Annotated in this window: 13 protein-coding genes; 7 read left to right on the top strand and 6 right to left on the bottom strand. The window is 59.4% G+C overall.

Annotation, left to right across the window (positions count from 1 at the left end; translation table 11 throughout):
• Positions 1-38 precede the first annotated feature (38 nt).
• The 6 genes from PA598K_RS20485 to PA598K_RS20460 all read left to right on the top strand — a co-directional run bounded on the left by PA598K_RS20485 (position 39) and on the right by PA598K_RS20460 (position 8800).
• Positions 39-1802, top strand: coding sequence for a cache domain-containing sensor histidine kinase (locus tag PA598K_RS20485; RefSeq protein ID WP_128658750.1), 1764 nt, complete (start codon positions 39-41; stop codon positions 1800-1802).
• Positions 1803-1806: 4 nt separating this feature from the next.
• The gene (locus PA598K_RS20480; RefSeq protein ID WP_128658749.1) at positions 1807-3405 is read left to right on the top strand and encodes a helix-turn-helix domain-containing protein; all 1599 of its coding nucleotides are present in this window, start codon (positions 1807-1809) and stop codon (positions 3403-3405) included.
• Between the two features lie 130 nt (positions 3406-3535).
• Positions 3536-4960, top strand: a complete 1425-nt coding sequence (locus tag PA598K_RS20475) for an ABC transporter substrate-binding protein (RefSeq protein ID WP_128658748.1) — start codon at positions 3536-3538, stop codon at positions 4958-4960.
• Positions 4961-5467: 507 nt separating this feature from the next.
• Positions 5468-6649 carry a glycosyltransferase family 4 protein gene (locus PA598K_RS20470; RefSeq protein ID WP_128658747.1) on the top strand — a complete coding sequence of 394 codons (1182 nt, stop codon included), beginning with the start codon at positions 5468-5470 and terminating at the stop codon, positions 6647-6649.
• The gene (locus PA598K_RS20465) at positions 6649-7740 is read left to right on the top strand and encodes a glycosyltransferase (RefSeq protein WP_128658746.1); all 1092 of its coding nucleotides are present in this window, start codon (positions 6649-6651) and stop codon (positions 7738-7740) included. The genes PA598K_RS20470 and PA598K_RS20465 overlap by 1 nt, the downstream gene beginning before the upstream one ends.
• Entirely contained in the window at positions 7733-8800 is a 1068-nt protein-coding gene (locus PA598K_RS20460; RefSeq protein ID WP_128658745.1) for a mannose-1-phosphate guanylyltransferase, read from the top strand. The genes PA598K_RS20465 and PA598K_RS20460 overlap by 8 nt, the downstream gene beginning before the upstream one ends.
• 184 nt (positions 8801-8984) lie before the next feature.
• Here the strand turns inward: PA598K_RS20460 and PA598K_RS20455 are convergent, their stop codons facing one another.
• The 3 genes from PA598K_RS20455 to PA598K_RS20445 all read right to left on the bottom strand — a co-directional run bounded on the left by PA598K_RS20455 (position 8985) and on the right by PA598K_RS20445 (position 11380).
• A complete protein-coding gene (locus PA598K_RS20455) occupies positions 8985-9392 on the bottom strand; it encodes a DoxX family protein (protein WP_128658744.1) in 408 nt (135 codons plus the stop codon).
• Positions 9393-9538: 146 nt separating this feature from the next.
• Positions 9539-9994, bottom strand: coding sequence for a hypothetical protein (locus PA598K_RS20450; protein ID WP_128658743.1), 456 nt, complete (start codon positions 9992-9994; stop codon positions 9539-9541).
• Positions 9995-10096: 102 nt separating this feature from the next.
• Entirely contained in the window at positions 10097-11380 is a 1284-nt protein-coding gene (locus PA598K_RS20445; RefSeq protein ID WP_185602132.1) for a serpin family protein, read from the bottom strand.
• A 304-nt stretch (positions 11381-11684) separates the two neighbouring features.
• Here PA598K_RS20445 and PA598K_RS20440 point away from each other — a divergent pair, with 304 nt between their 5' ends.
• The gene (locus PA598K_RS20440) at positions 11685-12344 is read left to right on the top strand and encodes a copper amine oxidase N-terminal domain-containing protein (RefSeq protein WP_128658741.1); all 660 of its coding nucleotides are present in this window, start codon (positions 11685-11687) and stop codon (positions 12342-12344) included.
• A gap of 195 nt (positions 12345-12539) precedes the next feature.
• Here PA598K_RS20440 and PA598K_RS20435 read toward each other — a convergent pair whose 3' ends face one another.
• The 3 genes from PA598K_RS20435 to PA598K_RS20425 all read right to left on the bottom strand — a co-directional run.
• The gene (locus PA598K_RS20435) at positions 12540-13922 is read right to left on the bottom strand and encodes a serpin family protein (protein WP_128658740.1); all 1383 of its coding nucleotides are present in this window, start codon (positions 13920-13922) and stop codon (positions 12540-12542) included.
• A gap of 67 nt (positions 13923-13989) precedes the next feature.
• Positions 13990-14811, bottom strand: a complete 822-nt coding sequence (locus PA598K_RS20430; RefSeq protein WP_128658739.1) for a class I SAM-dependent methyltransferase — start codon at positions 14809-14811, stop codon at positions 13990-13992.
• 19 nt (positions 14812-14830) lie between these two features.
• Positions 14831-15655, bottom strand: an 825-nt coding sequence (locus PA598K_RS20425) for a LexA family protein (RefSeq protein WP_221414160.1), incomplete at its 5' end; no start/stop codon positions are given.

The raw sequence follows: 15655 nt of genomic DNA, 5'->3' as shown, positions 1-15655 counted from the left end.
ATATAGCGCACGGCGCACGGCAACCTGGAGGTATCTGGATGAAATCCTTATTTTTGAGCTTGTCCCTCAAACGCAGAACCTGGATTGCCTTCGTCGCCCTGACGATGATATGCATTACCGTTACTGGCTTGTTTGCCTATTACTTTGCCGCTCAGGTGATCGAGCGCAATGCGATGCAAATGAGCCAGAATACGCTTAACAAAACCGCTCAGGTACTCGATGAGCGGTTAAGAAACGTTATCGTGGCGACCTCGACGTTCATGATGAGCGATGCGTTCCAGCGGGCGATGAACGATGTGCTGGCCAAGCAGAGCAGCAGCTATTTCAGCCACTTGTCCGAGCTCCAGACGCCGTTCTCCCAGATGAAGCTGAACGAGCTGTCAATCGAGTCGATGCTCATCCATACGCCGATCGGCGATTTCTACCCAACGGAGAAGGCGCGACGACCGATCGCGGTCGCGGACAGCATGGTGCTGCAGCAAGTGAAGGCGGCCGAGGAGCCGTGGAATACGGTGTGGATTGTCGGCCATCAGGAAGAACTGTTCAGCCGCAGCCATCCGGTCATTACGCTGGTGATGAAGCCGCTGGTCAATATGCCGCTGCCGGATGTGTACATCATCGTCAATCTGCGCGAGGATGTCATCAGGGGCCTCTTGATGGACAATCTGGACACGCAGAAGATCGAGCAAGTGCTCATGGATCGCCGGGGGGAGCCGGTGTTGCTCAGCCAGAGCGGTACGGCCTATCGGCTCAATGAGACGGGACTGGGCGAGCTGGAGATGGGGGAGCGCGGCCACTTCGAGTACAAGGACGACGCCGGCCGCGACATCCTCTCCAATCACGCGACGCTGTCGATGCAGCCCGCCTGGAAGCTCGTCAGCTTCCAGGACAAGGCGGAGCTGCTGGCGCCGATGACCAACATCCTCTGGTATATCCTGATGATCATGGGCGGTTGTGTCGTGCTCGCCTTCATCCTCTCGAATCTGCTCAGCGGCGTGCTGCTGCGTCCGCTCTACAAGCTGCGCAGTCTGATGATGCGGGTCGAGCAAAACCAGCTGGACGTCCGTTTCGAGAGCGAATACGAGGACGAGGTGACGCAGGTCGGCTACAAGTTCAACCGGATGCTGGAGCAGATCGGCACCTTGATCGAGGAGGTCAAGCTGTCGGAGACGGAGAAGCGCAAATCCGAGATCAAGGCGCTCCAGGCGCAGATCGACCCGCATTTCCTGTACAATACGCTTAATACGATCTTCTGGAAAAGCGAGATGGGCGAACATGAAACCGTCCAGGAGATGATCGTCTCGCTGTCGATGCTCTTCCGTCTCGGGCTGAACAACGGCAACGAGATAACGACGCTAGGCCAGGAGCTGAATCATGTCGAGCAATATATGATGCTCCAGCAGAAAAGCTATCCAGAACTGTTCGTCTATGATATCCAACTGGCCGACGAACGTCTGCGCCACGTTCCGATCCTCAAAATCCTCCTGCAGCCGCTCGTCGAAAATGCGATCAACCACGGCTTCCAGGAAATCGCCGAACGGGGGCTGATCGTCATCAGCGTCGAGTCGGGACCGGGCGGCATGCTGGAGATCCGCGTCTCCGACAACGGCACCGGTATGGATGTGGACGATGTGCGCCGGCGGATGGGAATGACCGGGGTGGCCAAGGACAGCTATGCGCTCTCCAATGTCGAGAGCCGTCTGGCGCTATATTATGGCGACCAAGCGTCGATGGAGCTGGCGAGCGAGCCGCAGGTGGCGACTACGGTCACCTTGCGCATCCCGCTGGACAAGGAGGACTGAATCAATGAGCGGCAAACCGGTAACCTTATGTATAATCGATGATGTCCAGACGGTGGTGGAGGGCATCCGCACGAAGATCGACTGGGAGAAGCATGGCATCGAGATCGTCGGCACCGCGGCCAACGGCGAGGAGGGGCTGCAGTTGATACGCGAGCGCCAGCCGCAGATCATCCTGACCGACATCCGGATGCCTAAGCTAAGCGGGCTGGACATGGTGCGCAATGTAGGGGCGCCGAACGCCAAGGTGATCTTCCTGAGTGGATACTCGGACTTCGAATACGCCCAGGATTCGATAAGGCTCGGCGCATTTGACTATATCCTCAAGCCGTTTACGCCCAAGCAGATCGCGGACGTCGTGCTGCGCGCCAAGCGGGAGCTAGAGAGCGAGCAGATGGAGCTGAACAATCTCGTCGAGCTGCAGCAGAAGGTGAAGATGAGCATGCCATATTTGCGGGAGGAGTACTTCCGCCTGCTGCTGCAGTGCGTCGGCAACCCCGAGACGATGCGCAAGAAGGGCGAATTCCTGCAAATCGATATGAACGAGGTCGGGTTCCTCGTCTTCATCGCCCAGATCGATGAGCTCGAGCAAGAGATCCAGCGGCTGCCGGCCGGGGAGATCGAGCTGATCCGCTTTGCGGTGCACAATATCCTCGAGGAGACGATCCACAAGCATACGAAAGGCATCGTCGTGCGCGAAAACCTGCATCGGCTCGTCGCCATCGTCAACATCCCGCAGCACATCGACATGCGTCAGGTCGCCGAAGAGTGCCGTCAGCATGTGGAGCGCTACACGAAAAAAACGGTGACGATCGGCCTGGGCACCGGCGTCAAACGGATGGAGGAAATCCATCTGTCCTATGAGCAGGCGAAAACGGCGATGAGCTACCAATTCTACTCCGGCGGCAACAGCGTCATCCACTTCCGCGATATGGAGCCGCAAGGCGTCAAGCGGCCCCGCTATGCGACAGAGAAGGAGACGGAGCTGATCTATTGCCTGCGCTCGGGCAACCGGGAGGGGGCGCTCGAGCAGCTCGGCGAGATCTTCGACGAGCTGTCGCGATATCCGGTGCCGCCCAATCCGGACCTGATCGTCCATCTGTTGTACGGTCTGGGCTTCGCGATTTTCCGCGTCGTCGCGGAGAAGGCTGATGCGGACCAGCTCGCCTTGCTAGAGAGTAAGCTGGCAGCGATGAAGGATGGCAAGAACGCCTCGCTCGCGGAGCTGCGCGAGCGGCTGCAAGATATTTGCGAGCTCAGCTGCGACTGGATGCAGCAGCGCCAGCGTAGCGACAGCAAGCAGCTGATTCATCAGGCGATCGAATATATCCGGGCCAACCTGGGCAGCGAGCTCAGCTTGCAGGAATGCGCCAATGTCGTTCACCTGAGTCCGAGCTATTTTTCCAACCTGTTCAAAAAAGAAACCGGCATGACCTTCATGCCCTATGTGACGGCGGCGCGAATGGAAAGGGCCAAGGCGATGCTGCTCGCCGGCGAACAGGTGCAGGAGATTACCTATGCGCTAGGCTATAAGGATCGGCCGTATTTTAGCGAGCTGTTCAAAAAACATACGGGGATGACGCCGACGGAATTTCGACAAAAGTGATTTTGCCCACCTCATTTCGTAGATTTGTCCTTCCTGCTCCTGCGAGATTCGATGGTAGACTTAAGTCATTCCGGTTCGCCTGGAAACGGCGAGGACAACGGAGCATACAAAAGGGAGGTTCGTTCTGGACATGATGAAGAAATGGGCAAAGCTCAGCACGATTGCACTGATGGCGGTCAGTCTGGCGGCATGTTCCTCAGGTAACACGAATAGCGGTACTGGCGGCAACGGCGGCGCCACGACCCCACAAACAGGCACAAATGAAAGCGGTGCAAAGGGCGATCCGATAAAGCTGAACTTCTGGACGATGGATCGCCATGATATGGAATTTATGCAAGAGAAGGTCGACGCATTCAACAGCACGAATACCGACAATATCGAAGTCGAAATGACCGTCATGGCGGACAACTATAACCAGGCGGTCGAGGTTGCATTCTCCAGCAATCAGGCGCCGGATATTTTCAAGGTATATGACTTCGTCACCTATGTGAAAAAAGGCTATATGACGCCGTTGGACGAGCTGATGGACGACGAATTCAAGGCGCAGTTTGAAAGCGTACTCGCCGAGAACGTCAATATGCTGGGTGGCAAAATCTACTCGCTGCCGAATACCGGTCAATACTGGAGATTGATCTACAACAAGGATCTGTTCGAGCAAGCGGGACTGACCGAAGCGCCAAAAACGCTCGACGAGATGGTCGAGGCGGCCAAAAAAATTACCGAGGTCGGCAAAGCAAACGGCGCGTATGGCTTCGCCAGCAACTTCAAAAGCGGCTCCGGCTTTACACGTCCGGCCTTCGCGATCGCTACGCTGAGCAAAGGCGAAGGGCTGGAGGGCTACAACGTCAACAAAGGCGAATTCGACTTTAACGTATACCGTGAAATCGCCGAGGCGCTCCATCAGATGAAGGTGGACGGCAGCATGATGCCAGGCGTCGAGACGCTCGATATCGACCCGCTGAGAGCGCAGTTCGCCCAAGGCAAGATCGGCATGTACATCAACCACTCCAGCGAGCCGGCCGTTTACACCGACCAATTCCCAACCGAAGTGAACTGGGAAGCGGCGATGGTGCCTTCGATCGACGGCAACCCGCAAGGCGCGCTCTGGGTTAACGCCGGCAACTATCTGGGCATCAGCGAGAAATCGCCGAACAAGGAAGCGGCCTTCAAGTTCATGCAATATCTGTACGGCACCGAGCTGCGCGCAGAGTATCAGCAAGAAGGCTATGGCCTCTCGGTACTGCCTTATGTTAACAAAGCAGCCAGCGAGCCGCAGCTCCAGGGCATCGGCGGATTCCTCCCAACGGAGTATGATGCGATCTATCCAGCGAGCCCGGTTGCGATCACCGAGTCCCGTCTCGAAGGTCTGAAGTTCACCGACGCCTTCATCCGCTACATCCTGGTCGACGGCGACATCGACGCGACCATCAATGATCTGAACACCCGCTACAACCAAGCGCTCGAAGGCGTGCGCGCGGATGGATCGACAACGATCGGCGCCGACCCGGACTTCAAGGCGCTGGACCTGCGCGGCAGCCTGCTGGTAGGAGAATAAGCTGGGCGCTTGCAGATGTCCCATTAAACATGCAAATAGCTAGAGGAAGTTAGAGAAAGCCCCGAACGTCACCAGACGGTCGGGGCTTTTTTGCCGCAATCGCGGTCTAACCGCCCGCGAGCGCTCATATAATGAACGATAGTTGCAGGCGGAATCGGCGGATTCCGGTTGGATGTTGTTTTTCGTTGGAGGAAAAGTTTGAAATGCGGGGCAGAAGGGGTAAGAATATCATAAGCAGGGTTGAACGGAAAATAAAGGGACACTTTATTTTCTTTTTTTCACCAAGGCATTGGATAAGTTTTCCTTATATTCTCCTATGTCCGACAAATTTCACGTGTGTACCGTCCCTGCGGGACAGGTCAGCCTTATTATGCCCGGGCTGGTCAAGGTCCTGTTCTTTTCTGTTGTCGTTTGTTCCTGCAGCTCGCGCGATCGCCGGTCCGCCCGGCTCGCGCCTGTCTGCTGGCATAGCTAACCCATTTATTCGCCGTAGGAGGAGAGAAGCATATGCTGGAGAAAAACGGGAAATGCAATGTCGTCTTTTTGGGAACGAGCCTGCCGAGAGAATGCGGTATCGCTACGTTCACACAGGACCTGGTCGACCAGTTTGCACAGATACAGGATTTTAATACGCCCCGCGTCGTGGCGGTGAATAATAACGAGACGTATGCGTACTCCGATCAGGTCATCCTGCAGATCGATCAGCACAAACGCACCGATTATATCGAGGCAGCCGACCGATTGAACGCATCCGGTGCGGATCTGCTGGTCATCCAGCATGAATTCGGCATCTATGGCGGCGAGAGCGGCGAGTATATCCTCGGACTGGCCGAAGCGTTGACGATTCCCTATATCGTCGTCTTCCATACCGTGCTCACGGAGCCTTCGTCCAAACAGCAATATATAATGAAGCAGCTCGCCGACGGCAGCGCCCGGGTCATCACAATGGCGCAAAATACGGTGGAGCATCTGACGAGTATCTACGGCGTGGACCTGGCTCAGATCGAGGTTGTCCATCACGGCGTGCCGTTCGTCGCCACAGGCAGTCGGGAGCAGCTCAAGGCGCTCTATGGCTTCGAGGATCGTAAGGTCATCTCGACATTCGGCTTCCTCAGTCCAGGCAAAGGCATCGAATATGCGATCGAGGCGATGCGCGGAGTCGCCGACCATCACCCCGAGGCGCTCTATATTATATGGGGCAAGACACATCCTGTCGTCAAGCGCGAAGTCGGCGAGGTGTATCGCAATCGGCTCAAGGATCTGGTCCGCCAGTACGAGCTGGAAAACAACATCCTGTTCGTCGACAAGCTGCTAACGCAAGAGGAGGTCATCGAATCGCTCGTCATGTCGGATATCTACCTGACGCCCTATCTTGGCAAGGACCAGGCGGTTAGCGGCACGCTTGCTTACGCGGTCGGCTATGGGCGCGTGATCGTATCGACGCCGTATCGCTATGCGACGGAGATGCTGGCGGACGGACGCGGTCTGCTGGCGGACTTCCGCAGCGCCGACGCGCTGAAGCGCAACATCCTGGAGCTGTTGGAGCATCCGGAGCGGATGGCACAGATGGAGGCGAACACGCGGGCCCTCGGCGATACGATGATGTGGAGCGAGATCGCCAAGCAATACGCTGCGCTGATTCGGGCAGGGGTCAACGGCTTCAAGCGGCGGAACAGGAGCGTGATCTGATGGCGATCCAGCTTGTCGATACGCTGCGGGCAGACGATTATCTGCGGCGGCTCACGGACGACACCGGGATTTTCCAGCATACCAAGTTCGGCGTGCCGGACCGCTCCAAGGGATATACGACCGACGACAACGCGCGGGCGCTGATCGCGGCTGTACTGATTCACAAGCAGCGCCGGGATCCGGGCTCCCTCGATCTAATCCATACGTATCTGTCGTTCGTCCATCATGCTCAGCAGGAGCAAGGCAACTTCCGCAACTTTATGGACTACAATCGCAGCTTCCTGGAGGAGCGAGGCTCGGAGGACTGTCAGGGGCGTACCGTATGGGCGCTCGGCTCCGCTCTCTCCGAAGCATCCGTGCCGGCCAATCTGCACAATACTTGCCGTTATCTGATCCGCGAAGCGCTGCCGCAGCTCGCCGAGCTGCGCTCGCCGCGGGCGATCGGCTATGCGCTCGTCGGTCTCGGTCTGCTGCTGGAGACGCCGGGCGCGCTCGATTACGCCTTCCCGTATTCGCAAGAGGAGGAGAGCATCCTGCCTCATGACGAGATCGCCGCGCTGGTCGAGCGCTGGGGTCAGCAGCTCCACGACCAATATACGCATTATCGGGGCGAGGACTGGCACTGGTACGAGGACAGCATGACGTATGGCAATGCGATGCTGCCATGGGCGATGCTCAAGGTGGCGGCGCTAACCGGGCGGACCGACCTGCAAGCGACGGCTCGCGAGAGTCTGGCGTTCCTGATCCGCCATACGTTCGCGCCGGAGGGTTACTTCCGGCCGATCGGCAGCAACGGCTGGTACGAGCGGGGAGGGGAGCCGGCGCGCTACGACGAGCAGCCGATCGAGGCGTGCGAGACGATGCTGGCGCTGCTCGAGGCGCATCATCTGACGGGGGAGCCGCGTTACCGCGAGCTGGCTGTAGCCTGTCACGACTGGTATCTAGGGCGCAACTCGCTGGGCGTATCCCTAATCGATCCGCAGAGCGGGGCGTGCTATGACGGCATCCATGCGAGCGGACTTAATCTTAATCAAGGGTCGGAGAGCATCATCTCCTACTCGATCGCAAGGTCGGTGATGGCGGATGAATAAGTTCGCGACGATCCTCGCTGGCGGCGGCGGCACCCGCTTCTGGCCGCTGTCCCGCCAGTCGATGCCCAAGCAGTTGCTCAATATAAGCGGCAACGACATCATGCTCAACGATACGATCGAACGCTTCGGCGATGTCATCCCGGCTGAGCAGACTGTCATCGTCACCAATCAGGCGCAAGCGCCCAAGCTGGAGGAGATGATGCACGCCAGCGTCCGCAAGGAGAATATCCTGTGCGAGCCGGTGTCGCGCAACACGGCGGCCAGCATCCTGTATGCGGCGATTCATATCGAGCATTATCACGGCGATTCGGTGATGGTCGTGCTCCCGTCGGACCACTATATCACCGATCTGGAGCCGTTCCGCCGCACGCTGGAGCAGGCTTGCGAGATTGCGACAGAGACCCGGAAGATCGTCACGATCGGCATCAAGCCGACGTTCCCGTCTACCGGCTACGGTTACATCGCTTACGATCCGCAGGAAGGCAGCGGCGCCCATGAGGTATCGGAGTTCGTGGAGAAGCCGAATTATCAGAAGGCGCAGCAATATGTGCAAGCCGGCACGTATCTGTGGAACAGCGGCATCTTCGTCTGGACGACCTCGGTCATCCTCGAGAGCTTCCGCCGCTATCTGCCTCGTCTGTACAACACGATGAAGCCGCTGCAGGAGGCGCTTGGGACCAAGCATGCCTCCGAAGCGCTGCAGACCGTCTACCCACAGCTGCAGAGCATCTCGATCGACTACGGCATCCTGGAGCGCTCGGACGAGGTGCTGGTCGTGCCTGCCGACTTTGGCTGGAACGATATCGGCACCTGGGATGCGCTCGGGGCGATCTTCCCGCCCGACGAGCAGGGCAATATCGTCAAATGCAACCATGTCGGCATCGATACGCGCAACTCGATCATCTACAGCAACGGTCGGCTCATCACGACGATCGGCATCGAGGATCTGATCATCGCCGATACGGATGACGCGCTGTTGATCTGTCCCAAGGACAATGCGCAGGCGGTCAAGGAGATGGTCGAGCTGTTAAAGGAGAAGGGAATGGACGAATACATCTAAGGGCGTGTGGTCGCAGATTCAGTCAGGTCTGGCGATCGTCGCGCGCGCAGCACAATGAGGCCGCCCCGCTTCGCATCCAGGAAGGATGCGGCGGGGCGGCCTTGTTGTGAGCGAGCCCGAAAAAAACGAACGATGGAGCGTGAAGAGGAGAGGGTGGCTGGAGAAGCGTGTAACGGATAATCGTCTACCTGCGAACGCTAGGAGCGGGGCGCGACGCCCAAAGCACCCACCAGACGAGCAACGGCTGGAACAGCAGACGAATCCATAGGGCGGACTGGCTCGTCTCGTCCTGACCCGGGGCCGGGATGCCGTACATGGCGGCATAGATATTGGCCGGGAAGATGAGGACGAGGTAGATGGCGGTCCAGATGCCAGCCCGCCGACGGGTCTGCGGCAGGAGCAGCAGGATCGCCAGGATCAGCTCCAGTATCCCGGTCGCATAGACGATCTGCAGTCGCAGCGGCACGAAGTCCGGCAGCATCGCGGCGAAGCCGTCGGCTTCGCGGAAGTGGTACAAGCAAGCGGCGATGAATAAGCCTGCGAACAACAGCAAGCCGATCGCGCGCGGCCATGTCGTCTGCAATAGCCGCATCGGCGGCACCTCCCCAGGGCAAGAGTAGCAAAGCTAGCTATATCTTACCCGGATGCCGGTGCTTATTAAACGCAAAAGAGAGCTTCTCCAGGGGGAAGCTCTCTAAAAGCTAGTAGCATGATCCTAATATGGCTTCTGGTGGACGGCTAAGCCTCGCTGCCGTCCGGGCCGTCAGCCAGGTCGACGACGCCGACGACGAGCGCGCCGGCGGCGGCCGTCAGGATGATCCCTTTGGCGCCGCTGCGCAGCTTGGCCCGGTCCTCCTCCTGGATGCCTTCGACGACTTGCTTGCCGCTCTCGTACGCATATTGCGCCGAGTGGACGATGCCGCGCCCCGTATCCTCCAGCGCCTGGCCCATGTCCTGCAGCCCGCTGTCCTGGCGGCCCTTGTCGCCTGTTACCGTCCCGGCCGCCGCATCGTAGACGCCGCCGGCGAACTCGCCGGCCGTGCGGCCGACCTTCTCTGAGGTGCGCTCGACGCTGTCGCCGATGTCCTTGACGAAGCTGCTGCCCGCCAGCTCGCCGACGACGCGGACGCTGCCGCCGACGACACGACCGGTCACCTGTCCAGTTAATTGTCCGAGATCTCGCAGGAATGACATGTCATCACTCTCCCTGTCTTCTTGTTGTCTTCTATTATAGAGGCGCTCCAGCCGTCCGACAACACGACCTGAGACGGGGAAGTCTGCTGGTTACGCGTCATGTCATGAAGGGATGTGCCGCACCGACCCCATGAACAGCAGGGCGGAGGTGCGCTCATCCTCGATGGCGAAGAAGAAGGGCCGATCCATGACCATATCGAACGGGTCCTCGGGCGGCGCGCTGCCGGCTTCCATCTCAATGCTCGTCACCGCTGCCGCCTCGGTTCCTTTTTCATCAACCTCGATGAACGTCTTGTGCTTGGCCTCGCCGATGAATACAGGGACGTCCAGATCGATCATCGGCTGGAACTGGGCGCGATCGATATCGAAGGCTCGCTCCATGCCAAGCGCTTGCAGCGTGCTGTTGAGCGTCTGCTCGAACTCCAGCTTGAACTTCGGCAGGCCGATGTGACCGACGGTATAGCTCATCGCGTCCAGCATCGTCTGCCAACGCTCCGGCTCCAGATTGGCGATCAGCTCATCGAGCGTCAGCTCCTCGTCCGGCAACAGGATGACCATGCCGAGTCCACTGTCTTTGTAGGGGAGCCGGATCGCCTGGTAGCCGTCCATATGGACATAAGGGAAGCTGCCGCCATTGTGCATCATCGAGACTTGTTGTTGCTCGCCAGATGCGTTCGTGAAGTCGGCAGGCATGGTGCGGTCGGCCTCGAATTCCCGTTGCCAGGTGCCCTTAAAGTAGACTGTGTTAATCAGATAGAGGATGGTGTTGGCCGGGATGGACGAATCGACGATGCTGTCGATCTTGCCTGCCGTCTGCTGCTTCACCCAGTCGTTGATGCGCTTGACGGCTCCATCGCCGCTGAAGTCCAGCGACTCGATCTCGGCGTTATAGTAGCTCTTGCTTGCGTCGATGAATTCCTTGCGGAACTCCAGGGGCGTGCGGCCCCAGAGGGAATTGGCCAGCGATACCTGGACGTTCTCGCTGCTGTGGGACAACAGATCTGCCAGTACCTCATAGCCGTGGTTGCGCTCTTCGGAGGTGCGGCCGCTGCTGTGCAGCGCCGTCTCCATCTCGACCAGCGTATCCCCGGCTGCGCCGTTCATCGTCATCGCCAGTGCGGTCGCGATGCTGATGGGCGAGATCGTATCATTGGCTTGCGGGCTGCTCTTATGCTGCTGCAGCTCCCGATAGAGGTCGAAGGCGAAGCTTAGTTGGCTCTGGGCAAATGCGGCGTCCAGATCCTCGGGCTGGTAGACGGCTTTGCTCGGCGACGAATCCATCTTCTCTACAGCATAGCCGGAGCCGCCGCTGCAGCCGCTGAGCATCAGAGCGAGACAAAGTCCGGTTGCGGGCCATCTGGCCCAACGCAAGCGTGGTTGTTTCATCAGTAGGTGCCCCCTTATTGTCTTTGCCCATATAGACGTAACCGGGACGAAGCAAGTTGCAGAAGGAAATGGAGGAAAAATGTAGAATAGTCTGGATATCCAGTGACATTCTGGAAAATAACTAGGGCGTGTCTGCATACTCGGAGGGGAGCAGATTGGGCTGAATTTTCGTTCCATGCAAGGAACTTTTGTGAAGGCGTACCGGGGGTACGGCAAGCAAAAGTGACGCCGCAGGGGGCGGAAAGGCGGTCTAAGATGCCTCTGAGCGGGTTTGCAGACACGCCCTAGACAGGCAGGGGTAACTATGTGGCGGAAAATCGTATCGCTGGCGCTGGTGTGCATGCTCATCCTGAGTGCAAGCGCAGCGGCACACTCGGGTCGGACCGACTCGCGAGGGGGGCACAATTGCTCGCAAAAATCGAAGGACAAAGGACTATGCAGCGGCTACCATTATCATAATGGCGGCTCGTCGGGCGGCAGCTCCGGCAGCAGCTCGAAGAGTGGAGGGTCCAGCAGCAGCTCTGGCAGTAGCTCGAAGAGCAGCGGGTCAAGCAGCTCCTCGTCAAAATCGGCAGGCGGCAGCTCATCATCGTCCGCATCTATTCCGAAGACATCCGATATCATCATCTATATCAACGACAAGCGCTTCTACCCCGAGCCCAAGCCGATCACAGTCGACGGGGCGACGCTGCTGCCGATCCGCAGCATCGGCGAGGCGCTGGGGGCGCAGGTCGCCTGGGAGGAATCGACCTCGTCGATTACAGTGACCAAGGCTGCGAAGACGGTTAAGCTGAAGCTGGGCAGCAAGAAGGCGACAGTCAACGGAAACGAAGAGACGCTTAGCAGCGCGCCGCTTATGCACCGGGATGCTGTATTTGCCCCGATCCGCGTCGTCGCCGAGGGCGTCGGGGCAACCGTCCAGTTCGACAGCGGCGCGAATGCGATGTATATTAGTTTCTCGTAGTGGGGTAAGCTTGCCTTGGTGCAGGGTTATCGCATAATCAAACCTCGTGCAGGACGCAAACAAGCAGCCATCCTCTCCTTGCAAGGGAGAGCGATGGCTGCTTGTTGTCGTGCGGCTGGCTTGCGATCGGCCTGCGCAATAACTAAAAGTCTCATGCGTAGCCTCTTGCTCGATTCGCGCCAAAGAGAGCGCAAATTACTGGATGTGATGAACCGTCCCCATAAACAGCAGGAGGCCGGTGCGCTCGTCGCGGATCGCATAGAAGAAAGGACGGTTGAACTCCAGCTCGAACGTCTCGCTCGGCGCAGAAGATGGACGTATCTCGATGCTGGTCACTGCTGCGGCGATCGTACCTTTCTCGTTGACCTTGATCGTAGCCTTATGCTTGGCTTCGTGCAGAAAGATGTCCCCGGGGGCCCCCGCCATCCGACTGAAGTCGGCGCGGTCACGGTCGAGCGCCAGATTCATGCCAAGCGCCTTCAGCGGATCATTGAGAGCGATCTCGTCCTCTGCCGTAAACTTCGGCAGCCGCAGGTCGCCCGCAGCCAATCCGAAATCTTGCAGCCACGTTTTCCATGCCTCCGGCGTCAGCCGCGTCAGCCATTCCTCCAGACCAAGCGAGGCATCCGGCAGGAACAGATACATGCCGAGCGTTTGATCCTTGTAAGGCAACCGCACCGCCTCGAAGCCATCGCCATCAAGATATCCTAACTGTTCGTACAGATGCATCATGTCGACTTGCTCGCTCTGGCCGTCCGCACGCGTGAACGGTCGCTTCGACGTGTTGTCCTCAGGGAACGGATACGCCCAATTCGCGTCCAGATAGACGGCGTTCAGCAGGAACATGATCGTATCTGGATCTAGCGGCGGCTCGACGATCGAATCGATCTGCCCCTCCGTCTGCTTGCTCACCCAATCGTTGATCCGCTCTGGCGTCTCCGGAGCGCCCATGTCCAGCGCAGCGATCTCGGCTCCGAATGACTCGCGGGCCGTCGACAGGAAGTTGTCCTCGAAGGTTATCCGCTCATTGCCCCATAGCGAGTTGGCGATCAGGACGCGCGCCTCCTCGCCGCTGTGCGTCAGCAGATCGTGCAGTACCCGATAGCTGCGATTGCGTTCCTCGTCCGTCAGCCCGTCCAGATGGAGCGCCCGCAGCATCTCCTCCTGCGTCTCGCCCTCTGCGCCGTTCGCCGTCATGGCCAGCGCCATGGCGACGCTGATCGGCGAGAGCAGCCGATTGGTCCCGGACGTGGCACCGTCGGACTCGCGGAACAGATCGATCGCAAAGGCCAGCTGCGCCTCCGTCAGCTTCGGGTTGACATCTTCGGGCTTGTAGGTCGCCTGCTCCATGTTGTTGCTCCTATTCTCCCCAGGTGGTGTTGCGCCTGTCGTACCGCCATTGTTCTCCGGCGTCGACACCGTCGATCTGCCGCTCTCCTCCGACGGGCCTTTGACGGTGAAGCCGCAGCCCTGGAGCAGCAGCGGCACCAGCAGAGCGCCGACGATGAGGCCCCGTGTGGCGAAGTTTCGTCTGTCGGCGATGAGGCCCTGCATGCCATTCCAGCGTCGTTGAGACATCCTATCCCCTCCTTCGTTGTCCTTATAGACGGGAGGGGGCTGGCGAAGGTTGCACGGCGGAACGACGTTACTTGACGCCGAGCCTCATCCGGTAGCCGAGCAGGAGCGGCCGGGTCTCGTCGGCGAACCATGCATGGACGAGCGCGGAGAAGGCGTCGAGCGGCTCGTCGAGCTCTTCCGAGCCAAGCTTAAACGCCGTCTGCAGACCGCCCTGGCTGAGCAGCAGCCCGATCAGCCGCTCGGCGGTGAAAGGGGACGCATGGTGGAAGACGATCTCTCGCACATAACGGAAATGGCCGCTGTCCCGAATCGTCTGCAGATGGCTTGCCTTGTCCCGCTTGCGGGCAAGCTGCTCCGGTTGTTCCCGCTCTGCGATGATCCTATCCGCCTGGGCGAGCAGCGCATCGTAGGCCGACTCGACCGGCCAGTCGACGACAGGGGGCCAGTCGCAATCGTAAGCGGCGAACACGCCGCCCGGGCGCAGCACTCGAGCGAACTCGGCGAGCGTGCTCACCGGCTCCATCCAATGAAACGACTGCGAGCAGGTGATGACATCCGCCGTCTCCGACGCCAGCGGCAGCTCGTGCGAATAGCCGGCAGCGAAGCTCATCCGGTGCTGCAGCTGCTGCGCCTGCAAGCGTCGCTCGGCGATGCCGCGCATATCGTCGCTCGGCTCGATGCCGAGGATGCGGTCGGCCCGCTCCTGCCAGAGGAAGGAGGACAGCCCGGTGCCGCAGCCGACATCGACGACCAGCCCGGGAAGTCTGCCGAGATAGCCTTCGATGAGCTCGGCGACGATCGGCGGCGCGGCCGGGCGGTGGGTATCGTACGTATCCTGGAAGCCGGTGAAACGGTCGACATTGTTCTGATTCAGTCCTTCTGAACGCATGAGGCAAGCTCCTTTCACCTTAATAACGCCGGATCGTCTGCTTGACCTTGCCGACGATGCGGACCTTCTCGAGCTCGGTGCCTCGGAGGATGCGCGGCGGGTAGGCGGGGTTGGACGATTGCAGCATGAGGCCGTCCTCCAGCTTGTACACCCGTTTCAGCGTCCCTTCCTCTCCGTCCACCAGGACGACGGCGATGTCGCCGTATTCGACCTCGGGCGTCTCGCGCACTAGCGCCAGATCGCCGGGCAGGATACCGTCTCCAGTCATCGAGTCGCCCTTCACTCGCAGGTAGAAGTACCCGCCGCCCCGCACATCCTGGGCATCCGTCCACTCATCTCCCTCGTAATCCTCATACGCTGTTCCATTGGGGCCGGCCGTGACGGTGCCGATGATCGGGATGCGGATCGGCTGTCCGACCGGATACGTCTCGAGCATCGGCTCGCCGGGCGCGAGCACGTCCAGCAGATCCTTGCTCGAGCGCGAGGTCGAGGCCTTGAGCTGCTCGAAGAGCACCTTGGGCGTGCCGGCCAGCTCGTCGATCGCCTCCAGCAGCCGGCTGATCGTCGTCTCGTCATGGCGAGCATCGGCGAGGTAGATTTGCAGCAGCGACTTGTCCGCCAGCACGTCCTCCGTTGGGGGGGAGGCGAGCCGGTCAGCCGCTTGCTCCAGCAGCGCCGCCAGCTCATGGGCGACGAACGGGTAGATCCGATTGTCGCGGCTGATCTTCGTCAGGGTGAAGTCCATCTGCATCCGCTTCTTGACTTGACGCTCGTACAGCTCCTTGTGATCGGCGTCCAGCTTCTCCAGATTGGCTTCGGCGATCAGGATCGTCGCGTCGCCGCC

This window comes from Paenibacillus sp. 598K (assembly GCF_003851045.1).
Lineage (GTDB): Bacteria > Bacillota > Bacilli > Paenibacillales > Paenibacillaceae > Paenibacillus_D.
Note: the sequence above shows the minus strand (reverse complement) of the source record. Positions and strands in the feature narration are given on the sequence as shown.

Excerpts from the sequence above, each read along its gene's own strand:
- PA598K_RS20470 (WP_128658747.1), top strand. The coding sequence starts at position 5,468 with ATGCTGGAGAAAAACGGGAAATGCAATGTCGTCTTTTTGGGAACGAGC.
- PA598K_RS20430 (WP_128658739.1), bottom strand. The coding sequence starts at position 14,811 with ATGCGTTCAGAAGGACTGAATCAGAACAATGTCGACCGTTTCACCGGC.
- PA598K_RS20455 (WP_128658744.1), bottom strand. The coding sequence starts at position 9,392 with ATGCGGCTATTGCAGACGACATGGCCGCGCGCGATCGGCTTGCTGTTG.
- PA598K_RS20440 (WP_128658741.1), top strand. The coding sequence starts at position 11,685 with ATGTGGCGGAAAATCGTATCGCTGGCGCTGGTGTGCATGCTCATCCTG.
- PA598K_RS20485 (WP_128658750.1), top strand. The coding sequence starts at position 39 with ATGAAATCCTTATTTTTGAGCTTGTCCCTCAAACGCAGAACCTGGATT.
- PA598K_RS20480 (WP_128658749.1), top strand. The coding sequence starts at position 1,807 with ATGAGCGGCAAACCGGTAACCTTATGTATAATCGATGATGTCCAGACG.
- PA598K_RS20445 (WP_185602132.1), bottom strand. The coding sequence starts at position 11,380 with ATGAAACAACCACGCTTGCGTTGGGCCAGATGGCCCGCAACCGGACTT.
- PA598K_RS20450 (WP_128658743.1), bottom strand. The coding sequence starts at position 9,994 with ATGTCATTCCTGCGAGATCTCGGACAATTAACTGGACAGGTGACCGGT.
- PA598K_RS20460 (WP_128658745.1), top strand. The coding sequence starts at position 7,733 with ATGAATAAGTTCGCGACGATCCTCGCTGGCGGCGGCGGCACCCGCTTC.
- PA598K_RS20465 (WP_128658746.1), top strand. The coding sequence starts at position 6,649 with ATGGCGATCCAGCTTGTCGATACGCTGCGGGCAGACGATTATCTGCGG.
- PA598K_RS20475 (WP_128658748.1), top strand. The coding sequence starts at position 3,536 with ATGATGAAGAAATGGGCAAAGCTCAGCACGATTGCACTGATGGCGGTC.
- PA598K_RS20435 (WP_128658740.1), bottom strand. The coding sequence starts at position 13,922 with ATGTCTCAACGACGCTGGAATGGCATGCAGGGCCTCATCGCCGACAGA.